At 63.8% G+C, this 24,566-nt stretch carries 21 protein-coding genes, 1 tRNA gene and 1 rRNA gene; 14 read left to right on the plus strand and 9 right to left on the minus strand.

From position 1 onward, the window contains the following. Positions 1–29 precede the first annotated feature (29 nt). Both rrf and H290_RS0126280 read left to right on the plus strand, forming a co-directional pair. Positions 30–146 (plus strand): 5S ribosomal RNA (gene rrf, locus H290_RS0126275). A gap of 233 nt (positions 147–379) precedes the next feature. Then, positions 380–1,075 carry a S1 family peptidase gene (locus tag H290_RS0126280; protein ID WP_231373843.1) on the plus strand — a complete coding sequence of 232 codons (696 nt, stop codon included), beginning with the start codon at positions 380–382 and terminating at the stop codon, positions 1,073–1,075. A gap of 2 nt (positions 1,076–1,077) precedes the next feature. On the opposite strand, the gene H290_RS31885 is transcribed toward H290_RS0126280, so the two are convergent. Together H290_RS31885 and H290_RS0126290 are read right to left on the minus strand one after the other, a co-directional pair. Then, the gene (locus H290_RS31885) at positions 1,078–1,833 is read right to left on the minus strand and encodes a hypothetical protein (RefSeq protein ID WP_231373844.1); all 756 of its coding nucleotides are present in this window, start codon (positions 1,831–1,833) and stop codon (positions 1,078–1,080) included. A gap of 129 nt (positions 1,834–1,962) precedes the next feature. After that, on the minus strand, positions 1,963–4,317 hold the full coding sequence (locus H290_RS0126290) for a DEAD/DEAH box helicase (RefSeq protein WP_020109851.1): 2,355 nt from the start codon (positions 4,315–4,317) through the stop codon (positions 1,963–1,965). A 303-nt stretch (positions 4,318–4,620) separates the two neighbouring features. Here H290_RS0126290 and H290_RS0126300 point away from each other — a divergent pair, with 303 nt between their 5' ends. The 3 genes from H290_RS0126300 to topA all read left to right on the plus strand — a co-directional run bounded on the left by H290_RS0126300 (position 4,621) and on the right by topA (position 8,739). After that, the gene (locus tag H290_RS0126300; protein ID WP_020109852.1) at positions 4,621–4,824 is read left to right on the plus strand and encodes a cold-shock protein; all 204 of its coding nucleotides are present in this window, start codon (positions 4,621–4,623) and stop codon (positions 4,822–4,824) included. Between the two features lie 181 nt (positions 4,825–5,005). Then, a complete protein-coding gene (locus tag H290_RS0126305) occupies positions 5,006–5,584 on the plus strand; it encodes a hypothetical protein (RefSeq protein ID WP_020109853.1) in 579 nt (192 codons plus the stop codon). Positions 5,585–5,757: 173 nt separating this feature from the next. Further along, positions 5,758–8,739 (plus strand): type I DNA topoisomerase, encoded by a 2,982-nt coding sequence (gene topA, locus H290_RS0126310; protein WP_028463728.1) that lies wholly within the window; start codon positions 5,758–5,760, stop codon positions 8,737–8,739. 79 nt (positions 8,740–8,818) lie between these two features. On the opposite strand, the gene H290_RS0126315 is transcribed toward topA, so the two are convergent. Next, on the minus strand, positions 8,819–10,366 hold the full coding sequence (locus H290_RS0126315) for an adenylate/guanylate cyclase domain-containing protein (RefSeq protein ID WP_020109855.1): 1,548 nt from the start codon (positions 10,364–10,366) through the stop codon (positions 8,819–8,821). 63 nt (positions 10,367–10,429) lie between these two features. Between H290_RS0126315 and H290_RS0126320 the strand changes: the two genes are divergently transcribed. Further along, entirely contained in the window at positions 10,430–11,677 is a 1,248-nt protein-coding gene (locus tag H290_RS0126320) for a DNA polymerase III subunit delta' (RefSeq protein ID WP_028463730.1), read from the plus strand. Positions 11,678–11,689: 12 nt separating this feature from the next. Here H290_RS0126320 and H290_RS30490 read toward each other — a convergent pair whose 3' ends face one another. Both H290_RS30490 and H290_RS29875 read right to left on the minus strand, forming a co-directional pair. Beyond that, a complete protein-coding gene (locus tag H290_RS30490; protein WP_020109857.1) occupies positions 11,690–12,562 on the minus strand; it encodes a hypothetical protein in 873 nt (290 codons plus the stop codon). A gap of 21 nt (positions 12,563–12,583) precedes the next feature. Next, the gene (locus H290_RS29875; protein ID WP_020109858.1) at positions 12,584–13,024 is read right to left on the minus strand and encodes a MarR family winged helix-turn-helix transcriptional regulator; all 441 of its coding nucleotides are present in this window, start codon (positions 13,022–13,024) and stop codon (positions 12,584–12,586) included. Between the two features lie 61 nt (positions 13,025–13,085). On the opposite strand from H290_RS29875, the gene H290_RS0126335 reads away from it, so the two are divergent. Continuing rightward, on the plus strand, positions 13,086–14,165 hold the full coding sequence (locus tag H290_RS0126335; protein ID WP_020109859.1) for a phosphotransferase: 1,080 nt from the start codon (positions 13,086–13,088) through the stop codon (positions 14,163–14,165). A gap of 59 nt (positions 14,166–14,224) precedes the next feature. After that, positions 14,225–14,300 (plus strand) — tRNA-Thr (locus H290_RS0126340). Between the two features lie 113 nt (positions 14,301–14,413). On the opposite strand, the gene H290_RS0126345 is transcribed toward H290_RS0126340, so the two are convergent. Next, positions 14,414–14,923, minus strand: a complete 510-nt coding sequence (locus tag H290_RS0126345) for a helix-turn-helix domain-containing protein (protein WP_020109860.1) — start codon at positions 14,921–14,923, stop codon at positions 14,414–14,416. An 87-nt stretch (positions 14,924–15,010) separates the two neighbouring features. Between H290_RS0126345 and H290_RS0126350 the strand changes: the two genes are divergently transcribed. Continuing rightward, positions 15,011–16,435, plus strand: a complete 1,425-nt coding sequence (locus tag H290_RS0126350; protein ID WP_051122215.1) for an MFS transporter — start codon at positions 15,011–15,013, stop codon at positions 16,433–16,435. Between the two features lie 460 nt (positions 16,436–16,895). After that, positions 16,896–18,089 (plus strand): MFS transporter, encoded by a 1,194-nt coding sequence (locus H290_RS0126360; RefSeq protein ID WP_028463731.1) that lies wholly within the window; start codon positions 16,896–16,898, stop codon positions 18,087–18,089. Between the two features lie 342 nt (positions 18,090–18,431). Here the strand turns inward: H290_RS0126360 and H290_RS0126370 are convergent, their stop codons facing one another. After that, on the minus strand, positions 18,432–19,670 hold the full coding sequence (locus tag H290_RS0126370) for a hypothetical protein (protein WP_020109865.1): 1,239 nt from the start codon (positions 19,668–19,670) through the stop codon (positions 18,432–18,434). A gap of 342 nt (positions 19,671–20,012) precedes the next feature. After that, positions 20,013–20,666, minus strand: coding sequence for a TetR/AcrR family transcriptional regulator (locus tag H290_RS29880; protein ID WP_051122213.1), 654 nt, complete (start codon positions 20,664–20,666; stop codon positions 20,013–20,015). Positions 20,667–20,747: 81 nt separating this feature from the next. Here H290_RS29880 and H290_RS0126380 point away from each other — a divergent pair, with 81 nt between their 5' ends. The 4 genes from H290_RS0126380 to H290_RS0126395 all read left to right on the plus strand — a co-directional run bounded on the left by H290_RS0126380 (position 20,748) and on the right by H290_RS0126395 (position 23,172). Beyond that, the gene (locus tag H290_RS0126380) at positions 20,748–21,491 is read left to right on the plus strand and encodes a hypothetical protein (RefSeq protein ID WP_020109867.1); all 744 of its coding nucleotides are present in this window, start codon (positions 20,748–20,750) and stop codon (positions 21,489–21,491) included. Beyond that, complete coding sequence (locus tag H290_RS0126385; protein ID WP_020109868.1) at positions 21,488–22,240, plus strand: hypothetical protein; 753 nt, start codon at positions 21,488–21,490, stop codon at positions 22,238–22,240. Before H290_RS0126380 ends, H290_RS0126385 begins: the two co-directional genes overlap by 4 nt. A 91-nt stretch (positions 22,241–22,331) precedes the next feature. Continuing rightward, positions 22,332–22,850, plus strand: a complete 519-nt coding sequence (locus tag H290_RS0126390) for a cytochrome c oxidase subunit 3 (RefSeq protein WP_081631737.1) — start codon at positions 22,332–22,334, stop codon at positions 22,848–22,850. 4 nt (positions 22,851–22,854) lie between these two features. Further along, a complete protein-coding gene (locus H290_RS0126395) occupies positions 22,855–23,172 on the plus strand; it encodes a cytochrome C oxidase subunit IV family protein (RefSeq protein WP_020109870.1) in 318 nt (105 codons plus the stop codon). A 4-nt stretch (positions 23,173–23,176) separates the two neighbouring features. Here H290_RS0126395 and H290_RS0126400 read toward each other — a convergent pair whose 3' ends face one another. Further along, positions 23,177–24,409: a lipase family protein gene (locus tag H290_RS0126400; RefSeq protein WP_028463732.1), complete on the minus strand. Its 1,233-nt coding sequence runs from the start codon at positions 24,407–24,409 to the stop codon at positions 23,177–23,179. Between the last annotated feature and the right edge of the window lie 157 nt (positions 24,410–24,566).

Consider the following 24,566-nt stretch of genomic DNA (forward strand, 5'->3'; position numbering starts at 1 on the left):
TTTGTGACTTACTGGTTGTTTCACATTGTTACGGCGGCTATAGCGGTAGGGAAACGCCCGGTCCCATTCCGAACCCGGAAGCTAAGCCTACCAGCGCCGATGGTACTGCACCCTAATCAGTGTGGGAGAGTAGGACACCGCCGAACACAATTTGCGGATACCCCGTATTCACAGTCCCCGGACTGCGAATACGGGGTATTTTGCTATCCCCAGACACGTTACTTTCGTCCCGTAGGGCATCCGCGAAGGGGAATACGCCCTCGCCGACTCCCTCCGGGGACGATATTTGCCGTCGGATCGTTGGCAGAATAGGGTGCGGGGAGACCAGGATGACTACAAGGGGAAATGGCGGGGCTTAATGCGGCGAATGTTGGCAATCGTGACCGGATTGATCGCGTTGATCGGGGTGTCCGGTATGACCGCCACAACCGCGAACGCAGCTCCGTCGGTAGGTCTCGGCGGAGGCGCCGGGATTGTCATCGCCGATAGCGCCTTGTGCACGCTGACCACAATCGGCTACGACGGTGCCGGCCGCCTGGTGGGTCTCACCGCGGGCCACTGCGGCGGTAGCGGCAGCACGGTCAAGGCCGAAAAGACGATGGGCTCGGGTGTCCTCGGTGTGATCAGGCAGTCCAACCGCACGTGGGACTACGCCGTCATCGAGTTCGACAAGTCCAAGGTGACACCGCAGCGTAGCTACCGTGGCCTGACCATCTCCGGTCCCGGCCCCCGTCCCGAGTTCGGTCAGACGGCATGCAAAGCGGGGCGCACCACCGGGACCACCTGCGGCGTCGTCTGGGGCGACGATCCTCAGGTACCGACGTTCACACTGAGCCAGGTGTGCTCCAACCACGGCGACTCCGGCGCGCCCATCGTGGTCGGGGACAAGGTCGTCGGCCTACTCAACGGTGGCCGCATCATCCAGAACCTCGGCGGGACCGGCCTCGACATCGACGTGCCCTGCACCGATCCGAACATCCCGATCCACAACCCCACCATCAGCACGCCGATGATGTCGATCTTGGCCGACCTGAACGGCCGGAACACAGTGGGCAGCGGTTTCCGGGCGGTCTGACCTCAGGTCCGCTTCACGATGGCGGCGATGCCGGCGATGACCAGTGCGATGCCGCCGACGAGGGTCAGCCACAGACCGATACCGACTTCGAAGCCGAAGCCCCAGGTGTCCTCGGTGTCGTACACATCGAGGATGTCGACGGCCGCGACAGAGGTGATCAATCCCCCGGTCACCAAGCTGATGATCCCGGCGGTGAGGTGTAGGCCGGAGCGCTTGGCGATCAGTGCACTCGCAATGCCGAAAATGGCTGCGACCACTGCAAGGGTGATGGTGATAACGCCATCGGTGGAGCCGGTATCGGAGTCACCGATGCCGTTGATGGAAACGGTGCCGGAGATCCAGGGCAGGAACGCCGCGATGATGGTGAGTACTGCAAAAGCCGCGATCACCCAGCCGATGATTCTGACCGCGGAAGAAACCGGCCCGGCCGGTTGGGCGTGGGGCGCAGAGTACTGCGGTTGCTGGCCGTATTGAGGTTGCTGACCGTACTGGGGTTGTTGTGTGCCATAGGGGTTCTGGCCATAGGGAGACTGAGTCGGTCGTGGCTGCTGGCCGTACTGCTGTCCCGGACCGGGCTGCGGGGGCCCGGATTGCGGGGGTCCACCGTACTGCGGGGGCGGCGTGCCGTAGGACTGCTGCGGGGGCGGGCCGCCGTATTGACCTGGACTCGCGGGCGGTGGGGTTGCCGGTGGCGGCGTCGAGGTGGGGCTGATGCGAGTCTGATCGTAGGGGTCGGGCTGGCCGGGAGCGTGTGTCATTGGCTTTACCTTTTTCGGCTGATCGGATTCCTCACGGTAAACCCGTTCGGGCCTCCAGAACACCATTTACTACGCCGATCGGGTGACATCAGATCTGCATTTCATGCGGCTGACCGACAGCCGGGAACATCAGCCGATCACCGCGTGGGGGGAGTCGGAAGCCTCGCCGCGAGCAGGCAGTTCTCTCAGGATGAGATTCAATACCCGGATCGCGCCGGCCTTGTCGAGGGGATCGTTGCCGTTTCCGCATTTGGGTGACTGCACACACGACGGACACCCGGACTCACAACCACAGTGCGACACCGCATCTCGCGTTGCACGGATCCAGATGTCGAAAGCCTCGTGACCCCGATCGGCAAACCCGGCACCACCGGGATAGCCGTCGTAGACGAACACCGTCGGCAGACCGGTATCGGGGTGGAGGTTGGTCGACAGCCCGCCGATGTCCCAGCGGTCGCAGGTTGCGACGAGCGGAAGCAGGCCGATGGCGGCGTGCTCGGCGGCGTGCAAGGCGCCGGGGAACATGCCGACGGTGACCCCGGCGGCCTCGAGTGCTTCGGGATCGAGCGTGTACATCACAGCCCGGGTCGAGAGTGTCTGCGCCGGCATGTCCAACTCAACCGAATCGAGGATCTCTCCGCTGAGCAGCTTGCGGAGATACCCGACGACTTGGTGGGTCACATCCACCCTGACCAGGGCCACGGTGAGGGGCCCGAAGGTGTTGGTCTCCATCACATCGGTGATCTCGACCAGCGTGGTCTCCCGGGCGCTGGTGGTCCAGTCGGGTTCCTCCGGGTGGACGAGTGCAAGGCCGTCCTCGAGGTCGAGTTCATCGACCACGTAACTCTCGCCTCGATGGATGTGGACTGCCCCGGGATGCACGGTTGACATCGCCCGACCCGTGTCGACGGTCCCGAGCAATTGGGCGGTGGTCTCGTCGACGATCATCACCTGTCCGCCGATACCTCCGCGGATGTCGACGTCGGCATGTGGTTCGACGCCGGGTGCGACGTACCAGCCGGCCTTCCGGTGTCGGATGAGTCCCTGTGCGGCCATGTCTTCGAGCAGTTCACGTGCAGCGAAAGCGTCGACCTCGGATTCCTTGAGCGGCAATTCGGCTGCCGCGCACAGCAATTGCGGTCCGAGGACATACGGGTTCGTCGGGTCGGTGACCGTGGCCTCAACGGGCTTGTCCAATAAGGCTTCCGGGTGATTGACAAGGTAGGTGTCGAGGGGGTCGTCGCGGGCGACGAGTACCACCAGCGAGCCCTCGCCCCGACGACCCGCCCGGCCGGCCTGCTGCCAGAACGAGGCGATAGTGCCGGGAAATCCGGCCACCACAATGGCATCGAGCCCGCTGATGTCCACGCCGAGCTCCAGCGCATTGGTGGTGGCGACACCGAGAAGCTTTCCGTCGGCAAGATCGCGTTCGAGTGCTCGCCGATCATCGGCGAGGTAGCCCGCGCGATAGGCGGCGACGCGTGGCGCCAACTCCGGGTCCACCTGTTCGAGAATGCGTTTGGCTGACAACGCGGTGAGTTCGACGCCGCGCCGGCTGCGAACAAAACAGAGCGTCCGCGCGCCTTCGAGAACGAGATCGGCGAGAATGCGAGCGGCTTCGGCCCCAGCCTGACGGCGGACCGGCGCCCCGTGTTCGCCGGTGATTTCGGGGATGAAGGCGGGCTCCCACAATGCCACCGTGCGGGCGCCGTGCGGTGAACCGTCTTCGGTGATCTCGGCGCACTCGGCCCCGATCATTCGGCTCATCGCTGCGCCCGGACTTCCGGACGTTGCACTCGCCCCGATCACCACCGGGTTCGCACCGGCGGCACGGGCGATTCGCAGGAGGCGGCGGATGACCAGGGCGGTGTGTGAGCCGAATACTCCGCGGTAGTGGTGGCATTCATCGACGACGATGTATGCCAGACCTCTCATGAAATGTCGCCATCGGGCGTGGGAGGAGAGGATGCCGATGTGGAGCATATCCGGATTTGTGAATATCCACCGTGAATGTTCTCGTGCCCATTGACGGATCGCCGGTTCTGTGTCGCCGTCGTATGCGCAGGGTTGTAGGTGCAGGAACTCTTTACGTCCGGCCAGTAACGAACTCACCGAACGCAACTGGTCAGAGCCCAGTGCCTTGGTGGGGGAGAGATAGAGGGCCGTTGCCCGTGGATCGTCCATCAGGCGCGTGAGGATGGGGACCTGGTACGCAAGGGATTTACCGGATGCGGTGCCGGTTGCAAGCACCACATGGCGGCCCGCATGAGCATGTTCGGCGGCAGCCACCTGATGGGACCACGGCTTACTGACGCCGGAATCGGACAATGCCTCGCGTACGGGATTTCCGACCCAATCCGGCCAGTCTGTGAAACTGGCTGTCCGGCTGGGAATTAGGGACTTGTGGGTCAGGGGTGATTCGTCGGGATCGACACCCGCCAGGGTGCGGGCGAGCAGTTCGGAGCCGAAGTCAGAGCTACTCATTGATCCAGTTCATCACGCCGTAATATTACCTACTGTGAAGTGCTGATTGCGTAGTCGGCCATGTTTTGAATCAGTTTGACTTCCTGACTGTTGTGCACGCCGAGAACATGATTCACTTGTTGTGGTCGCAGCTTCTGGGGGCGGTTCAAGTTTTGGCCAGTCTCTTGGGATCGTGTTGCGAGCGTGGTACTGAAGGTCAGTGTGCGGGGGCACCCGCAAACGGCGCCAGAAGGTATGGCGGTCGGAACCGGCCCGGCGTGGGTAACTCTCCGCCGTATCCGGTGAAAGTAAAGGAATACAAGAATGGCACAGGGAACTGTGAAGTGGTTCAACGCGGAAAAGGGCTTCGGCTTCATTGCGCCTGATGACGGACCCGACGATGTGTTTGTCCACTACTCCGAGATCCAGGGATCCGGTTTCCGCACTCTCGAGGAGAACCAGCGGGTCGAGTTCGAGGTCGGTCAGGGAACAAAAGGTCCGCAGGCCACCGGTGTTCGAGGACTGTAGGGACACCTTCCTATAGGAATCGCCCATCGAGGGCACTCCATCGAGGACCTTCGCGCCACGCGAAGTACCTCAAAAGTTCAATCCGGCACCGCAATCTGGTGTTCGGCGTCTCACCCCCGATGTCGTGACCATGGCATCGGGGGTGAGTCGTTTTCGGCAGAAAATACCGTACGGTTCAAAGGTGGGCCAGCTGTCGATGTTCTCTGCGGAGACCGACGAGCCGTCGATTGACGATCTCGCCGGGGTGTTGGCGACCACCGGACAGATTGCAGTGAGCACGCAGGGTGCCCGTGTGTCGGTGGTTGTCGCCGACGACTGGCGCGCCCGCGCTCTCGCCGAGGAGTTCGAGCGGTGTGGTGTTGCCGCGGAGGTCTCGCTCTCGCCCGAAGGTTCACCGCTCGTCGGAACTGCCACCACACCGGAGCTCGACGATCTCTATCGCGCCTGGACCAAGGGTGCGATCAAGACGATGCCCCCGAACTGGGTCCCGGGACCCCGTGCGCTGCGACTGTGGGTCATCGCGGCGGGCCGGCGCGATGCCGAGCGGTACGTACTGGGCCTTGATCCGCACGCTCCCGAATCGCACGGATCTCTCGCGACTGCGGTGATGCGAGCGGGGATCGCGCCGACCCTGGTCGGTACACGCGGTGCCAATCCGGCATTGCGTATCGCCGGGAAACGGCGTCTGTCGCGGTTGATCGAGTCGATCGGCGAACCACCGGACATTTCGGGCGCGGCGGCACACTGGCCATTCATTTGAGCAAATTTCCGGCGATTTGCTCTCTGAACTGCAGGTACGCACCGTTCAAAGGTGTGTTCCCGAACACCTGATCAGGCACTTCTCGGGTGCCAGGCGGCATACTCGGATGCCACTACCGCTATACATAAGGTACAAACGGGCCAGAAGAACCATGAAAGGTGCAGGAAAATACGGTGGCGGATTCAGATACAGCAGCTCGCGGGACAGGTAAGGCAGTGCGCCGTCTCGTGATCGTGGAGTCCCCGACCAAGGCCCGCAAGATCGCGTCCTACCTCGGCTCCAACTACGTGGTGGAGTCCTCGCGCGGTCACATTCGTGACCTGCCGCGTGGCGCGGCCGATGTGCCCGCCAAATACAAGGGACAGCCGTGGGCCAGGCTCGGGGTGAATGTCGATGAGAACTTCGAACCGCTGTACGTGGTCTCGCCGGACAAGAAGTCGACCGTCACCGAGCTGAAGGCCTTGTTGAAGGACGTCGACGAGCTCTACCTCGCGACAGACGGTGACCGCGAGGGTGAGGCCATCGCGTGGCACCTGCTCGAAACGCTGAAGCCAAAGGTTCCGGTCAAGCGGATGGTCTTCCACGAGATCACCGAATCGGCCATCCGGGCTGCCGCCGAAAATCCGCGTGACCTGGACGAAGACCTCGTCGACGCGCAGGAGACCCGTCGTATCCTCGACCGTCTGTACGGCTACGAGGTGTCCCCGGTCCTGTGGAAGAAGGTCATGCCGAAGCTGTCGGCCGGCCGTGTGCAGTCGGTGGCCACCCGTATCATCGTCGAGCGCGAACGCGAACGGATGGCGTTCCGGTCGGCCGAATACTGGGACATCGCCGCCACGCTGGACGCCGGAGAATCGGCGAAGCCGCGCAGTTTCGGGGCCCGGCTGGTCAGTGTCGACGGCGCCCGCGTCGCCAGTGGTCGTGATTTCGATTCGACCGGCGGTCTGAAGAAGGCCGACGTCACGATCCTGGACGAAGCCCGCGCGGTGGCGCTGGCCTCGGGCCTGCAGGGGGCGTCGATGTCGGTCGCCTCGGTGGAGGAGAAGCCCTACACCCGTAAGCCCTATGCACCGTTCATGACCTCGACCCTGCAGCAGGAGGCCGGCCGCAAGCTGCGGTTCACCTCCGATCGCACCATGCGAGTGGCGCAGCGCCTGTACGAAAACGGCTACATCACCTACATGCGTACCGACTCGACCACGCTGTCGGAGTCTGCGATCACTGCGGCGCGCAACCAGGCCCGGGACCTCTACGGTGCCGATTTCGTCCATCCGACGCCGCGGCAGTACACCCGCAAGGTCAAGAACGCGCAGGAGGCGCACGAGGCCATCCGTCCGGCCGGTGAGTCGTTCCGGACGCCCGGCCAGGTCGCCTCGGCATTGCAGTCCGATGAGTTCAAGCTCTACGAACTGATCTGGCAGCGCACGGTCGCTTCGCAGATGGCCGACGCTCGCGGCACCACCATGAGCCTGCGGATCAGTGGCAACGCCAGCACCGGCGAAACCTGCACGTTCGCTGCGTCCGGTCGCACCATCACGTTCCCCGGATTCTTGTCGGCCTATGTCGAGACCGTCGACGAACAGGCCGGTGGCACCGCCGACGACGCCGAGAGCCGTCTGCCGAATCTTGTTCAGGGACAGGCACTCACCGCGACCGAGCTGAACCCCGATGGTCACACCACCAACCCGCCCGCGCGTTACACCGAAGCTTCACTGGTGAAGACGCTGGAGGAGTTGGGAATTGGTCGCCCGTCGACGTACGCATCGATCATCGGCACCATCCAGGACCGTGGATACGTGCACAAGAAGGGGTCGGCCCTGGTGCCGTCCTGGATTGCGTTCGCAGTGGTCGGCCTGCTCGAGGCGTACTTCAAGCGTCTCGTCGACTATGACTTCACGGCCACCCTCGAAGATGATCTGGATCAGATCGCCCAGGGCGCCGAGAATCGCACAGATTGGTTGACCCGCTTCTACTTCGGGCAGGACGGCGCCGAAGGGCAGGCCGGTACCGGCCTGAAGAAGCTCGTCGGTGTGAACCTCGAAGAGATCGACGCGCGCGAGGTCAACTCGATCCGTTTGTTCGATGATGCCGAGGGCCGCCCGGTGTTCGTGCGGGTGGGCCGGTTCGGTCCGTACCTCGAACGCACCGTCACACCCGAGGGCGGTGGCGAGCCGGAGTCGCAGCGCGCCAACCTCCCCGACGACATCACCCCGGACGAGCTGACCCTGGAGCTGGCCGAAAAGCTCTTCAGCACACCGCAAGAGGGCCGGGTGCTCGGTGTCGATCCGCTCTCCGGCAATGAAATCGTCGCCAAGGAAGGGCGTTTCGGGCCGTACGTCACCGAGATTCTGCCGGACCCCGAAGACGACGGTGGCGAGGGCGGCACAGTGCCGGCCCTGACCCCGCCCCCGGTACCCAGTCCGCTCGACGACGGTGTCACACCGCTGGACGCACCCTCGGGCGACACGTTGACCGCCACCACGACCACGAAGGCCACGGCCAAGAAGACCGCCAAGAAGGCGGCCAAGAAAGCCGGACCCAAGCCGCGCACCGGGTCGCTGTTCAAGTCGATGGAGATCGGCACGGTCACCCTCGACGATGCCCTCAAGTTGCTGTCGTTGCCACGGCTCGTCGGCAAAGACGAAGAGGGTCAGGAGATCACTTCGCAGAACGGTAGGTACGGGCCCTATCTCAAGCGCGGCACCGACTCTCGTTCGTTGACGTCGGAAGACCAGATCTTCGACATCACCCTCGAAGAGGCACTCAAGATCTACTCCGAACCCAAACGACGGGGTCGGGCTGCGGCAGCGCCGCCATTGCGTGAGCTCGGTACCGACCCGGTGTCGGAGCAGCCGATGGTGATCAAGGACGGCCGTTTCGGTCCGTACGTCACCGACGGTGAGACCAACGCGAGCCTGCGCAAGGACGACGACGTTGCGTCGATCACCGACGAACGGGCATCGGAGTTGCTGGCGGACCGGCGAGCTCGTGGTCCGGCGAAAAAGGCTGCGAAGAAGGCTCCGGCGAAAAAGGCCGCGGCCAAAAAGGCTCCGGCCAAAAAGGCTGCAGCAAAGAAGACGGCGGCCAAGAAGGCCACGGCCAAAAAGACTGTCAAGAAGGCTCCGGCGAAAAAGGCTGCACCCGAGTCGGAATGACGACACGATCGTCCCGCTGGGGGCCTGCCGAGGGAACATTCCCCTCGGCACCCTCCGGCGGGGACGATCCTGGCGAGATCTAGACGCCGATGGCGTAGTTCGGCCGGGCCAAGCGAGTTTCGATTCCGCGGCCACGCAATTCGATACCTTCGCCGATGTCCCAGTGCGCGGCCTCGGTGGCCGATGCGAGGTACACGGCGCGGGCAGATCCCAGGACGCGACTCGGCTCGTACTTGGCCAGATCGGTCAGGCGGGCCGCCTCGTTCACGGGATCGCCGATCACGGTGTACTCGAAGCGTTGCTGTGATCCGATGTGTCCGGCGATAGCCTTGCCTGCCGACACCCCGATGCCCACGTCGGTGTCACCGAGGGCGGTATCGAGCTCCTGGCGCAGGATGCGGGCGGCGGCAAGAGCCTGGCCGGCGAAGTCCTCCTGATCGAGCGGTGCGCCGAAGATGGCCAGCGCCGCGTCACCCTGGAACTTGTTGACAAAGCCGCCGTGCCGCCCGACCACATCGACGACCACCCGGAAGAACTCGTTGAGCAGGTCGACGACTTCGCGGGGAGGCAGGTTGACGGCCAGCCGGGTCGAGCCGACGATGTCGACGAACAGCACACCGACGTAGCGTTCTTCGCCGCCGAGTTCGGTGCCGCTCTCGATGGCCCGGCGGGCGACGTCTTCGCCCACGTAGCGGCCGAACAGGTTGCGCAGTTCCTGTCGTTCGCGGACATCGGCGACCATCTCGTTGAAGCCGGCCTGCAGCAGGCCCAGATCGCTGCCGTCGTAGATCCGAACGGCTGTGTCGAGGTTGCCTTCACGCACTTCGTGCTGCGCCAGCGTCAGCTGTTTGATCGGATCGGCGATTGCCGAAACGACTCGCACCACACCGATCGATCCGAAGACCAGCGCCGCACCCGCCATCCACAGGATGGGCCGCTGCAGGCCCTCGGCGTCGGTGTCGATGATGCCGGCCTTCTGGCCGACGACCAGCGCGATGATCACGGCCAGCGGTGCGGCCACGCTGACCACCCAGAACAGGATGATGCGCTGGGTGACGCTGGGGGCAGTCGCGGCCTCGGGGTTGTTCGCCATCGCGGCAACGGTGATCGGGCGCAGGACCTTCTCTGACTGCATATAACCCAGCACCGAGGTCACCAAAGCCCCGACAAATGATCCCAGGGCCACCACGATGGCCGTGCGACCCGACTGCGACAGGCTGAGCAACGAGAACACCACACCACCGACAACCCAGAGCCCACCGTGGACGAGCATCAGCAGCAGAGGGAGTCGAAGAGCCCGTCGCCGGGCGGCTTCGTTGTCGGGCCGGGATCGTCGTCGATGCCAGACCAGGACCGGCAGTGACAGCCGAATGGTCGCGTATGCGCTGACGCATCCGGCGAGGACAAGGTAGATGACGAAGATCAGCTGGCCGACGCCGCTGATCTCGGAGAGGCTGACGGAGGTCTGTTCGGGAAGGCCGAAACGAAGGAATGCAAAGGTGAACAGCGCGCCGGCGAGGTTGGCCCGGAGCATGTCGAGTGCCAACACCGGCCAAGGTGTGTGCACCAGCCAGCGCAACGTGTGCCATGCATGTTGCAGGCGTGACTGTCTTTCGACCACGTGCATACGGTAGCTGGCCGCTTGCAAGAGTTAGACATCGCTGTCTGGCCGCCGCGATAGGGTTGACCTGTGACAACAGTGTTCGATCGATTGGTTGGCCAGCAGGCGGTCGTGGCCGAACTCACATCCGCCGCCATCGCCGCAGCCCAACTGGCCGCGGCACGCGAGCGTGAGTCGCACGGTGAGGCCCCGGCCCCCGATGCACCGCGCCACGGTTCGTCCGCGATGACCCACGCCTGGCTCTTCACCGGGCCTCCGGGATCGGGACGATCGGTCGCGGCGCAGTGTTTCGCAGCGGCGTTGCAATGCGAGATGACCGACGATCCCGGGTGCGGGCGGTGTCATGCCTGTGCGACGGTGATGGCCGGTACCCACGCCGATGTCCGGCGGATCGTGCCCGACGGTCTTACGATCCCTGTCAGGAACATGCGGGCCATCGTTCAGACGGCGTCGCGGCGGCCGAGCGTCGGTCGATGGCAGGTCGTTCTCATCGAGGATGCCGATCGACTCACCGAGGCGGCCGGCAATGCTCTGCTCAAGGCGGTGGAAGAGCCGCCACCGCGGACCGTGTTCTTGCTGTGTGCGCCGAGTATCGATCCCGAGGACATCTCGGTGACCCTTCGCTCGCGGAGCCGGCACGTGCCGCTGGTGATGCCCAGCGCGACGGCGATCAGCGAGGTTCTCATCGCGCGGGACTCCATCGAGCCGGGCCTGGCCCAGTGGGCGGCGTCGGTGTGCGGTGGGCACGTGGGCAGGGCCCGTCGGCTGGCAACTGATCAGCAGTCGCGCGACGAGCGCACCCAGGCGTTGGGGCTGGCCCGGGCCGCGACATCGAATGCGCGGGCGTATCAGGCTGCCGAGGAGCTCGTGAAGTCCGCGGAGGCTGCCGCGAAGTCGATCAGCGCCAAGCTCGACGAGGCCGAGACCGAGGAGATGCGGACGGCGCTGGGTGCCGGGGGTACCGGCAAAGGATCAGCGGGCGCGTTGCGCGGTTCGGCGGGCATCCTGAAGGACCTCGAGAAGCGGCAGAGATCGCGGCAGACACGCACGATCCGAGATCTCCTCGACCGGGCCCTGGTCGACCTCGCGGCGCTGTTCCGGGATGCGCTGGCCGTGTCCTACGGCGCCGGAGTGGTTGCGATGCACCCCGATATGGCAGAGCAGACCCAGGGGATGGCCCGGTATGCGTCCCGCGAGGAGTTGCTGACCTGTGTGGAGGCGGTGCTCGAATGCCGAGAGGTGCTCGGGCTCAATGTGAAACCCAAGTTTGCCGTCGACGCCATGGTCGCCAAAATCGGTATGGCGCTACGGCATTGACCGAGGGTGCGCTCAGGCAAATCGGCTGAGCGCATCGCCGAACATCCCCTGGCTCTCGATCACGATCGACTTCTCGACGGGGTCGATGCGCGTGATCTGTTGCACGCGACCGCCGTACCAGAAAAAGGTGTGGGGGCTGATGTTCCCGCCGGGCGCATCGTCGGCCTGCCCCAACGTGTAGCCGACCATGTCGCGGACGGCCACGGTCGACCGGAGGTTGGTCACCGGGTGGAGCATCAGTAGATGTCGGTGCGGGACACTGAACACGACACCGTGCGCCGCGTTACCCAGGACGGTGTCGACCACCCTCTTCATGTTCAGGGCTTTCGATGCGATGAAGAAAGATTCGCCTTCCAGGGCGGTGATCGCGGCGGTGTCGGCCACCGGAATCTCCTCCGTCTCAAAGGGTTCGGCGTCGGTGTTGCGTTGTCCGGCCTGATACAGCAGGTCGAGATCGCGGGATTCGATCGTCTGGTCGGTCAGGGTTTCGACGGTGGTCGGAAGGTCGCGGCACAGGTGGACCACCAGATTGTCGGCGAACGGGCGTGCGTAGGACGTCGTCAGCGCGGGGTCGATGACGGTGTCGGGCTGCAGCCTGGTCCGCACCTGGGTGAGCAACGCAGGTTCTGTCAGTTCAGCGGCTGCGGGTGCGCGCATCCCTTCGAAATGCTGGCGGAAGTGGAATGCGATGTAACCGGCCCATTCGTCGTCCGGCAGGGTCTGGCAGGTCTCGACGAGCGTGTGAAGGAAGTACCGCTCGGAATCGGGGCCGAGAAGATAGACATCGCCGTACTCGGGGTCATCGACGGGACTCACCTCGACACCGAGTTCGGACAATGCCGCAATCGACAGGACTGTCACCCGCCGTGCCGCGCTCTCGGTCATCGAGCCTCCTCCCGGGCAACCCTACTGATCGCGCGCTGACAGTTGATCGAGGCAGCCCACGAAGGCCTCGTACCGGTCTTGGCCGAGGCGTTGTCGCCAGAGATCTTCGACAGCGGCGACGGCGGCCACCGTCCGCTGCTGAACTTCGACGCCACTCGCTGTCGGGGTGATCAGCGAAGCGCGGCGGTCGCTGGGATCACGTGCGGATACGACATAGCCGTGTTGTTCGAGGTGGGCCAGGAGCTGCGAGATGCCCTGCCTGGTGATCTCGGTGCGGTCGGCCAGCGTGCTGGGGCGGGTTCCGTCGACGTCGATGGAGTCGAGAACGCGCAGGTGGGAGACCCGCAACGGGCCGGTGTTACCCATCCGGGCCTGTAGATCCTGGCGGAAACGTCCGAACGCACCCCCCATCTTGTCTGCCAGATGCGTGACGGTGTCGGGCTGTGCATGGTCTTGCGTCATTTGGTCAAGTACCTTTATTATCAAGTGACTTTATCAATTCAGTATATGCCTGGAGCCGGTCATGATCGAGCTGCCCACACCCGACGAATCCACACTCTGTGACGTCGCACAGCGGTTGAAAATCGGGCGCTACGTCGACCATTCATCCGAACCGCTGGATTTTGATGTCGCGGCGCCGGGGACCGCGGGCCTGTGGCGGGTGCGTATTCGTGGTGACCGTGGGCAGGGCACAGCGGTGGTCAAGGTGTTGCGGCATCCGGTCGAGTGGCCGCCACTGGCCGAGTTTCCCCCGGAGGCCCGGGAGTTCTTTCTGCAGACGTTTCCGTGGTCACAGGATCCGGAAGTGCTGGCCGAGGTGGCACCCTGCTGTCCCGAGGGTTTTCGGACGGTCGAACTGCTGGGGGCGCAGTGGCACGGACCGCACCTGCGGTCGATGTGGCTCGAAGATCTCGGTGACGTCCAGATATTCTCCACTGCAGCACAATTCGAGCGGGCAGCGAGGTTGCTGGGTGCGATGGCAGGTATCCGCGCTGCGGCCGGGTCGGCGTTGTCGCAGCAATTCGATGACGGCTTCGCGCTGGCGATGATCGCGCGTGAGCGAGTGGAGGGGATGGACCGGCGGCTGCTCGCCGGGATGATGGACGACCCCGACGACCACGTGGTGCCCCGCGATCTGGTCGAGGACCTGCTGTGGGTCGGCGACCACATCGACCGTCTCCTCCGCGGCCTCGGGGAGCTTCCCCAGACGCCCGTGCACGGCGATGCCGCGCCGGACAACCTCGTCGTCGATCCGGGGGACGACCGGACGATCGTGCTCATCGACCTGGCCCAGATGCCACGCCATGCGGTCGGATTCGATCTCGGTCAATTGGTGTTCGGGCGACACAGTCCGGTGCTGGCGCTGGGCGAGGATGTGGTCGATCGGATCGTCGACGAGTATGCCGCCGGACTGGCCGTCGGCGGAATGCCGGTCGACGCGTCGGTGGTGTGGGCAGGGTTCGTCGGGTCCGCGGTGATCCGAAATGCTTTTGAGGTCGCCGGCGCGACGACCGATGTGCCCGGGCGGATTGCGGCGGCGCGATACCTGGTCAACAAGGCCTTTGACCTGGGGTTGGTGCCTTGCCGCGAGGCAGCGAGGTGAGCCGGTTTGGTCCTCGCGCCACCGCTGGATAGACTGGCTGGCGCTGCCTGGTGCAGCACGCCGCCTTAGCTCAGTCGGTAGAGCGCTTCACTCGTAATGAAAAGGTCGCGAGTTCGATTCTCGCAGGCGGCTCCACGAAGGCCCCCACATTGGGGGCCTTTTTGGTGTGCTGACCACACGCAGCTCGGGTACTCATAGACACACGTTGCATGCATTATGTGCATACGACCGGAGCGTGTGCATCTGTGTCAGAACGGCGTGAGCAACGCCCGCTCGTCGCGCAACGCGATCGAGATCGGATCGGTGCGGGTCGGCGCTCCCAGTCCGGGACCGGGCCGCACGAGGATGTCGGTGGGTCCCGGAACCGATCCACAGGCCGGGCAGCGGCCGAACTCGTCGATGTCGGCACCGCATCCGCTGTGGGAGAAGATCCGGCGGCGACGGACGGGGTCGGAGCGGCCATCGCCCCAGCGGATCAGCGCATGCAGCGACGGCCACAGGGCGAGTCCGGCCTCAGTCAGCACGTAGTCGGTACGTCCCCCGCGCGGTTGCCGTTCCAGGACGCCGGCGTCGACCAGAGTGGAAAGTCGCTGGGTGAGTACAGCTTTGGAGATTTCCAGCCGCTGCTGGAAGTCGGTGAACCGGCGGACGCCGAAGAAGGTCTCGCGCAGGATCAGCATCGTCCAGCGTTCGCCGACGATCTCGAGGGCGCGCGCCAGCGAGCAGTCCTGCGTCTCGTAGTCCGTGCCGAGTGCCATGGTGGGCAACTCTACACCGATGGTCTGTTCAGCAGACCATATGCTAGGTTTCGGGGAATAGTTCGTTGAGCAGACCAAGGGGTGACCATGGCGACGTTTGAAGTGGGCGACACCGCAGTGCAGGACCGCCGGACGCTTACCGTCGCCGCACTGGGAACGATGCTCGTCCTGGTCGCATTCACCGCGCCGCTGTCGACGATCAACGCCACCGCTGCCTCGCTTCACGCGGGGGTCTCGGGCACGACCTGGATCCTCAGTTCGATGAGCATCGGCCTGGCTGCCGCCTTGCTCTCGACGGGAACGATCGCGGACGATTACGGACGGCGCCGGACCCTGGTGATCGGACTCCTCGTCGTGGCGGCCGGATCGATCGTCGGAGTGCTGATCCCCGACGTCGTGGCATTCGTGCTGACGCGCGTCGTCGTGGGTGTGGGCGGTGCCGCGGTGATCGCATCGAGTCTCGGCATCATCGCGCACACGTTCGCACCCGGTCCGGCCCGAGCGGCGGCCAGCGGGGTCTGGGGTGCCAGCGTCGGCGCCGGCATCGCGATCGGACCGTTGTTGTCGGCCCTTCTCGAACGGGTCCACAGCTGGCACGACGCCTACTGGGTCCTGGCGGTCGCCTGCGTGATCCTCGCGGTGGCCGCGGAGCGTCTGGTCCCGGAATCGCGGTCGGAGCACCGGCGGGGACTCGACATCCCGGGAGCCCTGTTGCTCGCCGGCGGCATCAGCGCGCTGCTCGCCGCGTTGGTCGAAGGCAGACAGGGCTGGATCGAACCCACGGTAATCATTCTCTTCGCGGTGGCCGCGGTGGTCCTGGCTCTGTTCATCCTGGTCGAATACCGTAGTCCGACATCGATGTTGGACCTCGCTCTACTGCGATCCCCAGCGTTCGTCGCTGCGACTCTCGCGGCCTTCGTCACCGGTGCCGGTGTCATCGCTCTGATGTCCTACATGTCCGGATTTCTCGGTTCCGCGCTCGGGATCACGGCGATCGGTGCGGCATTGCTGCTTTTCTCGTGGTCGGCGACCAGCGTGGTCACCGCGTTGCTCGCTCGACGCATCTCCCCGCGCGTCCCCGGCCGGGTGCAGTTGGCGGTCGGCCTGATCGGCGTCGCGGCGGGATTGCTGTTGCTGACCGGCATCGGCGAAAGCTCGGGGTGGGCCCGGTTTCTGCCGGGCTTGATCATCGCCGGTATCGCCAGCGGCGTGGTCAACGCCGCACTCGGACGCGAAGCGGTCGCCAGCGTTCCGCCGGGTCGCGGCGGCATGGGCAGCGGTGCCAACAACACCGCCCGGTACGTCGGATCGGCCATCGGCGTGACGGTCGTCGCGGTCATCGCGACCCATCCCCGTAGCGGCGCTGCCACCGCTGGACTGATCGACGGCTGGAACATCGCCGCGGTGGTCACGGCCACCATCTCGCTCATCGGAGGGCTGGCGGTTCTTTTCGCCCATACCCGGGTGCGACCGGCGGTGCCGAACCCGACTGTGGGGCCCGGGCCCGGCTAGATTGTTGCGCTCGCAAGCTGGTCGAAGAACGATGTTGCGGCAGAGGCATTTACGAGTTCGTTAGTTTCCGAACACGAATTCTCGCGCCGCGGTTGCAGCGATTTGGGGCGACAATGTCCGGTTTCAGCTTGATCACTTCGCGAGACACGAATCATCGCCGGGTCGCCATGTGGATGAGCGTTTCGATTGGTGTCGCTGTGCTGGTGATGGCGGCGGTTGTGCCGGTGCCGGCTACGTCGACGCGGTGATGCGCTGACCGGGTTTCCACCATTGTCGGCGGTCCCCGCCCCGGGCAGCGTGGTGGGGTAATTCTCGGGAACCACCGACAGGGACAAGAATCTTTCAGCTGGATGCGCCGACCCGGGGCGTGCGTCCGTTCGGTGGTGCAGGCTCGCCATAACCGAGACCGGTTTACGGTTCTGGTTGTGACAAAGGACTGGCCGCGTTCGGGCGACTCGCGATGACGGAGACCGAAGTTCCAACTCCACGTCGCGGTGCCATGTGGCCGCTGTACGCGGCCGGTTTCACCACCGCGTTCGGCGCGCACGGTATCGCCGCGAACCTCGGGGCGTTCTCCGACGACGCGGTCACCTCTCTGATGGTGCTCGGTGGGCTTCTCGCGCTGTACGACGGCGCCGAGGTGTTGTTGAAGCCCGTGTTCGGGACGCTTGCCGACCGGATCGGAGCCAAACCTGTTCTGCTGGGCGGGCTGATCGCGTTTGCCGTCGCGTCCGCGCTGTTTGCGTTCGCCGGGAGCCCCGGCTGGCTGTGGGCGGCCCGACTGGGACAGGGCGCCGCGGCCTCGGCATTCTCTCCAGCGGCGTCCGCGATGGTCGCCCGGCTGAATCCGACCGGCGCACAAGGCCGGGCGTTCGGTAGCTATGGGTTCTTCAAGTCGATCGGCTACACGCTCGGTCCCTTGCTGGGCGGTGTCATCGTGTGGGTGGGAGGCCTGCAGTGGTTGTTCCTGGTGATGGCGGCATGCGGTGCGATGGTGGCGATCTGGGCAGCGATCACAGTTCCCGTAGTGCCGCCGTTGCCACGCGCCCGGCAGACCGTGGTCGATCTGGCCCGCAGGCTGGCCGACCGCACATTCCTCGCCCCGACCGCGGCACTTGCCGGCGCGACTGCCGCGCTGTCCGTCGGGGTCGGATTCCTGCCGGTGTCGGGCGCGGCAGCCGGGCTCGGGACGATCGCGACCGGCGCCGCGGTGTCCGTGCTGGCCGCCACCGCTGCGTTCGTGCAGCCGCAGGTGGGACGCGCTCGCGATGCCGGACGCCTGAGTACGCGTACGGGACTGCTTGTCGGGCTGGCACTTTCCGCCGCGGGACTCGGAGCGGCCATGCTTCCCGGCCTCGTCGGTGTCCTCCTGGCGGCCGCCCTTATTGGCGTCGGCACCGGGATGATCACTCCACTCGGGTTTGCCGCGCTGGCCGCATCGACACCGAAAGAGCGGATGGGCCAGACCATGGGCTCGGCCGAATTGGGACGCGAACTCGGGGATGCGGGCGGACCGTTGCTCGTCGCCGGCGTTGCCACCGTCACGACTCTCGCGTTCGGCTACGTGGCTCTGGCCGTGCTCCTCGCCGTTGCCCCGATGCTGGTGCTGCTGACCCGGTTTGGCGCGAGGCGCGCGCCGGATGATGTCCGGTGATGGGGGCGCAGATCGAAGCGGTAGGCAAATCGCCGGTCAGCGGTGGGGATGTGTCATCACGAGCTTGTGAGTGACCTTCTCATGATCGTTGGCGGGTCCGTCGCTTCGTCACAGCGCGACCGATGACCGAGAGCATCAGCCATGTGGCGGGAATCCAGATATAGCAAGAGACTCCGTACCAGATACTGAAAACGTATATGCCGTCAGATACGTCGAAAAAGGTGCGGTCGACCACTGTGAGCATAACAATCAGAATGCCTACGAAGAGCACGTAACTCACTGGGATTGCCAGAAAGAAGAGTCCCACAGAATAGGGGCGGAGGAATCGTCTCATTGGGTCCTTCAAGGTACCTTGTGGTGTCCCGGCAGGTGGCGTGCGGGCCCCCATGGGTCAGAGGCGTCCGGCATGTACTGGTACATGGGGGTAGTCGTGCCAGAGTTGCTGTCGTCGTAGACTTCCCATGCGGGATAGTTCGTGAGCTGCCCTTCCACTTCTGGGGCGCCGTCCAACGGCGATGTGATGAGTGTTCCTCGGACTGTGGCGCCGACAGTGCTCGCGCCCCACTCGCCGACCTTCTGGTCATCGAACGGGGCATAAGGGTCGGTGGCTTCGAAGGTAACCTGAACGCGTTCTCCGTCTTGTGCCACACCGAACGTAGGCTCATCGACCTTGACTGCACCAGAGGGGATTTCCACAGATGGGTTCTGCCGCATGACGATTACGCCGTTATCGTAGTCGACGTATATCGAAACTCGACTGTCTTCGGGTCCTGCTTTGGGATCGAAACCGCGATTGTCGCCGCGGTTCTGGTGGGGGATGTTGTTAACGCTGTCACGCGGGATGAATGCATTTATCCGTTGAAGCCCCCCGCCTGGAACTTTATCGATCTTCTTCACGACTACTTCTGAGTTCACTCCTCGATAAACTGGGTCGTACGTGTTTGTATCGAGCATCTCGGCCATGCTCCAATCGTTGGGGGACTTGGGTTCTCGATCGAACTGGTCTTGAAATGCCTTTACTTGATTCGCTCGCCGCGTGATGCTACTGGTTCCGTAAAGAGGGTCTACATCGGTAACTGGAAGGTCGCCGTCGGCTCCATCAATCGCGGCAGCCAAATCCTCATCGATGTGTTCGGCATCTGTCAGGAGATTGTCCAGTCTTTCTTGTAGGGCAATCTTGGCGGAGCGGTACTCCGACCTTTCAGATTCGTCCCAATTGTCCCAGTCGGCAGGGAGTGGTCCATCAACTCGACCCTCGGGTGAAATTGTTGATGACAAACGTTCCGCGTCAGCGCGTATTGAGGCGAGCGAGGCTTTTGCTTTGTCGATGTCGTCCGCGGCCAACTGGGCGGCGTTACCTATCGATGCTGCTTCTTCCATGTGCTTTGCGAAATCCTGGATCGTTCCACTGATGGATTCCTTTGCAGCAGTGGCTGTGTCGCCTGACCAGGTCTCAAAGACCGACAGGTTGGTAAACTCGGTGACCATCGTGTCACACGCAAGTATCTGTTCTCTGGTTCGGTGGAAGACTTCTCGTACCTGCTCGGAATTCCATCGATCGATGCCTGCGACGGTAACCATGGGTTGCCCTCAGAGGTTCAACTAGATGATCTGTTCGAATCCTTTGCTATTTCCCGCCCGCTGGCTTCGTCGGTGGTGCGATACTCACACGCGGCAGCAGAGAATCCGCGAGCATGGTGAAGTACTTGGTCCAGCAAGACCTGGTGTCGTCGTTGCCAACGAGTCGATAGCGCTGTCATCGATTCTTTAGAGCTTGCGGCCCAGCCTTCTTCGACCGACCCGTCGATCGCCCGAAGCGAGTCTGCGAACGTGGTTGCGCAATCCTCATGCCATGCGTTGAGCTGCTCCGCTGTGAAGCGCAAATCTGACAGCCTCGCGTTCAATTCCCCCATTTCACGGATGCTACCTGGACTCGTCTGAGTTTGGATCCCGACCTTCGTTGATCCCGACCGCAGTACTGGTCATACCCTGCAAGGCGATTGCCACGTACTTCTCGACTATCGGCCTCCGGATCTCGGGCGCCTCGGGTGTGGTCACCAGCAGCGCGAACAGGCCGAGCAAGAAGAAGACACCGTGGTGAAATGCGTCGGTCTGTGGGGGTAGTTCGCCGCGGTCGCGCGCTCGTTCGAGTTCGGAAATCACCGCGATGATCGCCGGGTGATGATCGCGCTCTTCCTGGGGTGGACGAGTTGTCGAGAAGTGCAGCGCCAGGAAGTCTTTGAACAGTTTGTTGCCGAGCCGCTGTTCCAGGTCCTCGAGTTCGCGCACCATTTGGGTCAGGGTGTCCTCAACGGTGTGCGGTGTGTCGAAGAAGTCTGCCAGGCTCGCTGCGATCCGAAGCTCCTCGCGACGTTCGAGCTCGAGCAGGACGTGCTCTTTGGTGGCGAAGTGGAAGAAGAAGGTCCCGTGGGCGACGCCTGCCGACGAGACGATGGCGCCGATGTCGGCCGCAGCCATCCCGTCGCGTTTGAACTCGGCAACCGCCGCGTCGAGTAGCCGCTCCCGGGTCTGGAGGCGCTTGGCCTCACGTGTCGAAACCTTGCCCTCGACCGAAATGATCCACCTCCTGCTAACCCCCGATTACGGTATTCTATCGATTTGACTGACTTCAGTCAGTCAAAGTGCTTACCTGGATACATGCAGATCCTCGTCGAGGCCGAAGACCTACCGAAGACCACGAACATCCGGACACAATTGGTCGCACTGTGGACGGGTCTGGTATTTGCGGTCGTGATGCTGATCGCTTTCGTCGCGTTCCCGGGGTTCTGGCCGCCGATGTCGCCGATGATGCCGGCCGAAGAGGTCGCCGCGTTCTACAGCGACAACACCGCCTGGATCCGGTTCAGCATGGTCACTTACAACCTCTGTGGCGTCATGCTGCTGCCGTTCTACATCGTCATCGTGGTCCAGATGAAACGGATGGCCACCCAGAGCCACGTTTTTGCCTACTGCTACCTCACCGCGGCGGTCAGTGGCGCCACCATCTTCGCCCTCTCGAACATCTTTTTCCTGGTCGCGGCGTTCCGGCCCGATCGCAACCCGGAGCTGGTCCTGCTGCTCAACGACCTCGCCTGGATCACGTTCGTCGCCCCGATCGGCATGATCTTCGCCCAGTTCTTGCTCCTCGCGGTCGCCGTCTACTTCGACAACGGACCGAACCCGGTCTTCCCGCGCTGGGTGGGCCACTATTCGCTCGTGTCCGCGATCGCGATGCTCCCCGCGGCCGGGGCGGCGGTGTTCAAATCCGGCCCGATGGCCTGGGACGGACTGCTCGCGTTCTGGGTGCGCAACGGAGTCGTCGCAGCCTTTGTGGTGGTGATGTTCGTTGTGCTCCGGGCGGCGATCCATCGCCAGGCAGTCGAGGAAGGCGTGGCGCAGTGAGCATCCTGGCGTCCAACCGTGGATCACTTGACGCCGACCGACCGGCGCCGGTGGGCAAGCCGGACGTCTGGATCATCTACTGGATCTTTCCGGCGTTCTACGCGATTTTCAGTGTGGTTTTCGTGGTTTTCGCCCGGGTCACACCGCCGCCTCGCCCCGACGTCAGCGACGCTCAGGCGGTGGAGTTCTTCGAGGCCCACGGCACCACCATCCAGATCGGATTCACGCTGCTACTGGTGATTCTCGGCGGTGCGGCCCTGACGAACGGCCTGATTTTCTACCACATGAAGCGGATGTCGAGCGGGCCGGTTTTTGCCTACGGCTACATGGCGGGTATGGCTGTCGGGGCAGTGCCGGGATTCCTGCTGGTCGCGGTGATCTTCCTGACCGCAACGTTCCGTGCCGATCGGGATCCGCAGCAACTCGGCATGCTGTACGACCTCGGTCTGCTGTCGTACAACGGGTCGCTGGGCTGTTTCACGGCCGCCTACTTCGCGATGGCCGTGGCCATTCTCTACGACAAGAACGAGATCTTCCCCAAATGGTTTGCCTACGTGACAATTTGGCAGATCGTCACCGAGGTCATCGCAACGCAGATGTTCGTATTCGATTCGGGACCCTTCGCCTGGAACGGCTCGATCTCGTTCTGGTGGGCGGTGGTGGTGTTCAGCGTGTGGCTGTGCGCACTGATCGTGCTGCTCAAGATCGCCACCGCGCGTGAACCCGTCGACTCCCCGCCGCTGGACTGAACACCTAAGGATCTGATCAGTGACAAAACCCTTGCCTTCCACCGATACCGCGCTCGCGGACCGGGAGGACCATCTGCCCGGCGATGGCCACATGTGGGTCATGGTGCTCGGCGACATGGTCATATTCGGTGGCTACTTCATCATCTTCATGGTGCACCGATCGATGTCACCGGAGGCATATCTGGCCTCGCAGCAGCACCTCGACATCAACCTCGGCGTGGTCAATACGATTGTGCTGCTCACGAGTTCGTGGTGTGTCGCACGCAGTGTCCAGGCCACCCGATCCGGTGATCCGGAACGGGCGATACGCCTGATCTATGCCTGCGGAGCGCTCGGCGTCGTGTTCGTTGCCATCAAGGCGTACGAGTGGTGGTCGCATATCTCCGACGGGTACACCAATTCGAATGAGTTCTTCTCGTTCTACTACGTGCTCACCGGCGTGCATCTGTTGCATGTCGTCATCGGGTTGGTGGTGTTGGGAGTTGTTGTGCGCGAACTCCGTAACCCTCGGCGTCGTCGGGTGTCGACGGTCGAATCCGGGGCCACCTACTGGCATATGGTCGACCTGCTGTGGGTGGTCATCTTCGCGCTGCTCTATGTGATGAGGTGACCCGATGACCGCAGACCCGATGACCACAGCACCCGATCCGACCGAGAGCGGCGACCGCTCCGCGCGCGCCATGAACTACGCGTGGATCGTGTTGTGCGCCATCACCATCGGATCATGGTGGCTGGCACCCGGACACTCCGGTGGTGCGGCGGATGCCAACATCGCGATCACGGTCACCGTGATCCTGCTGGGGTTCATCAAGGGCAGGTTGATCATCCGCTACTTCATGGAGGTGCGGTCGGCGCCGCAGTGGCTCAAGTTCGCCACCGACGCCTGGCTGTTCGTTCTCTGGACCGCGATCCTGGTGATCTACCTGTTCTGATGGATCAGCAGGTACTCGGTGCCGGGATCCCGCGGAAGCGTTCATCGAGATAGTTCAGAGCCACGGGTGCACCCAAGACGGCGGTGGTCAGGTGATCGGGGCTGGGGATCTGGGCGGAGTCGACTTTTGTGCCGGCGGCACAGTATCGGCGAATTGTGTTCTCGATCGCCGCAACGGGGATCAGGGCGTCGTTCGGCGCATGCCATTCGAAGATGGGCATTGTCGGGACACCACTGAACAATTCGAGGCTGTTTTCGTTGAGTACGCCGCGGGCACGCGGGTCCGAGGCGAGTGACTCTGACGATGCGACCTGTCGGACGCCCAGGCCGGCTCCACCCGCGAGGATGTCGTTGGTGCACCCGTTGGCGATCTGGTTACGCAGTGCCAGCCCCTTGGCGTTGAGTTGTTCACTGATGGGCAGCCGGTCCGGATATTCGCGCTCGAGTCCGATGGCCGCGGCGAAAGCCAGTCCGAACGCCGGATGTGGTTGATACCCGAGGCCTTCCGCCATCTGGGTGAGGTTCATCGGTACGCCACCCTCCGCGGCACCGACGATGTTGAGTTCGGGCGCGTAGGAAGGATGCAGAGCCGCCGCCCATCCGGTGGCCATCCCGCCACCGGAATACCCGACCATGGCCACCCGGCTCTCGGCCGTATTCGACTGGGGTAGGCGCTGGACGGCCCGGATGCTGTCGAGGGTGATCTGGCCTCCGAGCTTGGCGGCACCGTAGGCGCTTGTCGGACCGAGGTGGTCGGGGAGGACCACGCTCCAGCCGCGGGCGAGGGCGACGTTCAGCCCGGGCGCCTCCCGGATCACGAGATTCGGGTCGGAGGTGTAAAGCTCCTGGGACACAGCGCACTGGGTGCCCAGGCCGTTGATGATGTGCTGATAGGACAGCAGCGGCCCGTTGCTCTGATGGCTACTCGGGGTGAGCAGCGTGGTGGTCGCCGCGATGGGCTTGCCCTCGGAGTTCGTGGACCGGAATTTGATCAATGTGACTGTGACGTCAGGAAAAGCGGGCAAAGCGGGCATCGGCCGGACGGCGAGAACGTCGCCGGGTGACTTGTCCGCGATGTCCGCGGGCTGTCGGTAGAACGCATCCGGTAGTGGTGTCGGATACTGGGGTGCTGCTCCTGCTGGTGCCGGCGACAAGATTGCACCGGTCAGGGCAGCTACCCATAGGACCAAAGCCGCTGTCGACAGGCGTTTTCGATAGCTGATACGTGAATGCGACATGAGCTGATTCCCCCAGGCGTGATCTCATGGTGACGATGTCGCGCACGGGCTGGACGACTTGGCGCACAGGCTAACAGATCTATGTTTCGTCGTCGGTTCGAGTGAGTTTGCCGAGTCGCTAGACTGCAGTGTTCGCGCTGCATGCTGAGATCAGGGG

This window comes from Nocardia sp. 348MFTsu5.1 (assembly GCF_000383535.1).
GTDB classification, from domain to species: Bacteria; Actinomycetota; Actinomycetes; order Mycobacteriales; family Mycobacteriaceae; genus Williamsia; species Williamsia faeni.

Bases quoted from the DNA above. Each gene is read 5' to 3' on its own strand.
- H290_RS31885 (WP_231373844.1), bottom strand. From the start codon at position 1,833: ATGACACACGCTCCCGGCCAGCCCGACCCCTACGATCAGACTCGCATC.
- H290_RS0126290 (WP_020109851.1), bottom strand. From the start codon at position 4,317: ATGAGTAGCTCTGACTTCGGCTCCGAACTGCTCGCCCGCACCCTGGCG.
- H290_RS0126300 (WP_020109852.1), top strand. From the start codon at position 4,621: ATGGCACAGGGAACTGTGAAGTGGTTCAACGCGGAAAAGGGCTTCGGC.
- H290_RS0126315 (WP_020109855.1), bottom strand. From the start codon at position 10,366: ATGCACGTGGTCGAAAGACAGTCACGCCTGCAACATGCATGGCACACG.
- H290_RS30490 (WP_020109857.1), bottom strand. From the start codon at position 12,562: ATGACCGAGAGCGCGGCACGGCGGGTGACAGTCCTGTCGATTGCGGCA.
- H290_RS29875 (WP_020109858.1), bottom strand. From the start codon at position 13,024: ATGACGCAAGACCATGCACAGCCCGACACCGTCACGCATCTGGCAGAC.
- H290_RS0126335 (WP_020109859.1), top strand. From the start codon at position 13,086: ATGATCGAGCTGCCCACACCCGACGAATCCACACTCTGTGACGTCGCA.
- H290_RS0126345 (WP_020109860.1), bottom strand. From the start codon at position 14,923: ATGGCACTCGGCACGGACTACGAGACGCAGGACTGCTCGCTGGCGCGC.
- H290_RS0126350 (WP_051122215.1), top strand. From the start codon at position 15,011: ATGGCGACGTTTGAAGTGGGCGACACCGCAGTGCAGGACCGCCGGACG.
- H290_RS0126360 (WP_028463731.1), top strand. From the start codon at position 16,896: ATGACGGAGACCGAAGTTCCAACTCCACGTCGCGGTGCCATGTGGCCG.
- H290_RS0126370 (WP_020109865.1), bottom strand. From the start codon at position 19,670: ATGGTTACCGTCGCAGGCATCGATCGATGGAATTCCGAGCAGGTACGA.
- H290_RS0126380 (WP_020109867.1), top strand. From the start codon at position 20,748: ATGCAGATCCTCGTCGAGGCCGAAGACCTACCGAAGACCACGAACATC.
- H290_RS0126390 (WP_081631737.1), top strand. From the start codon at position 22,332: ATGTGGGTCATGGTGCTCGGCGACATGGTCATATTCGGTGGCTACTTC.
- H290_RS0126395 (WP_020109870.1), top strand. From the start codon at position 22,855: ATGACCGCAGACCCGATGACCACAGCACCCGATCCGACCGAGAGCGGC.
- H290_RS0126400 (WP_028463732.1), bottom strand. From the start codon at position 24,409: ATGTCGCATTCACGTATCAGCTATCGAAAACGCCTGTCGACAGCGGCT.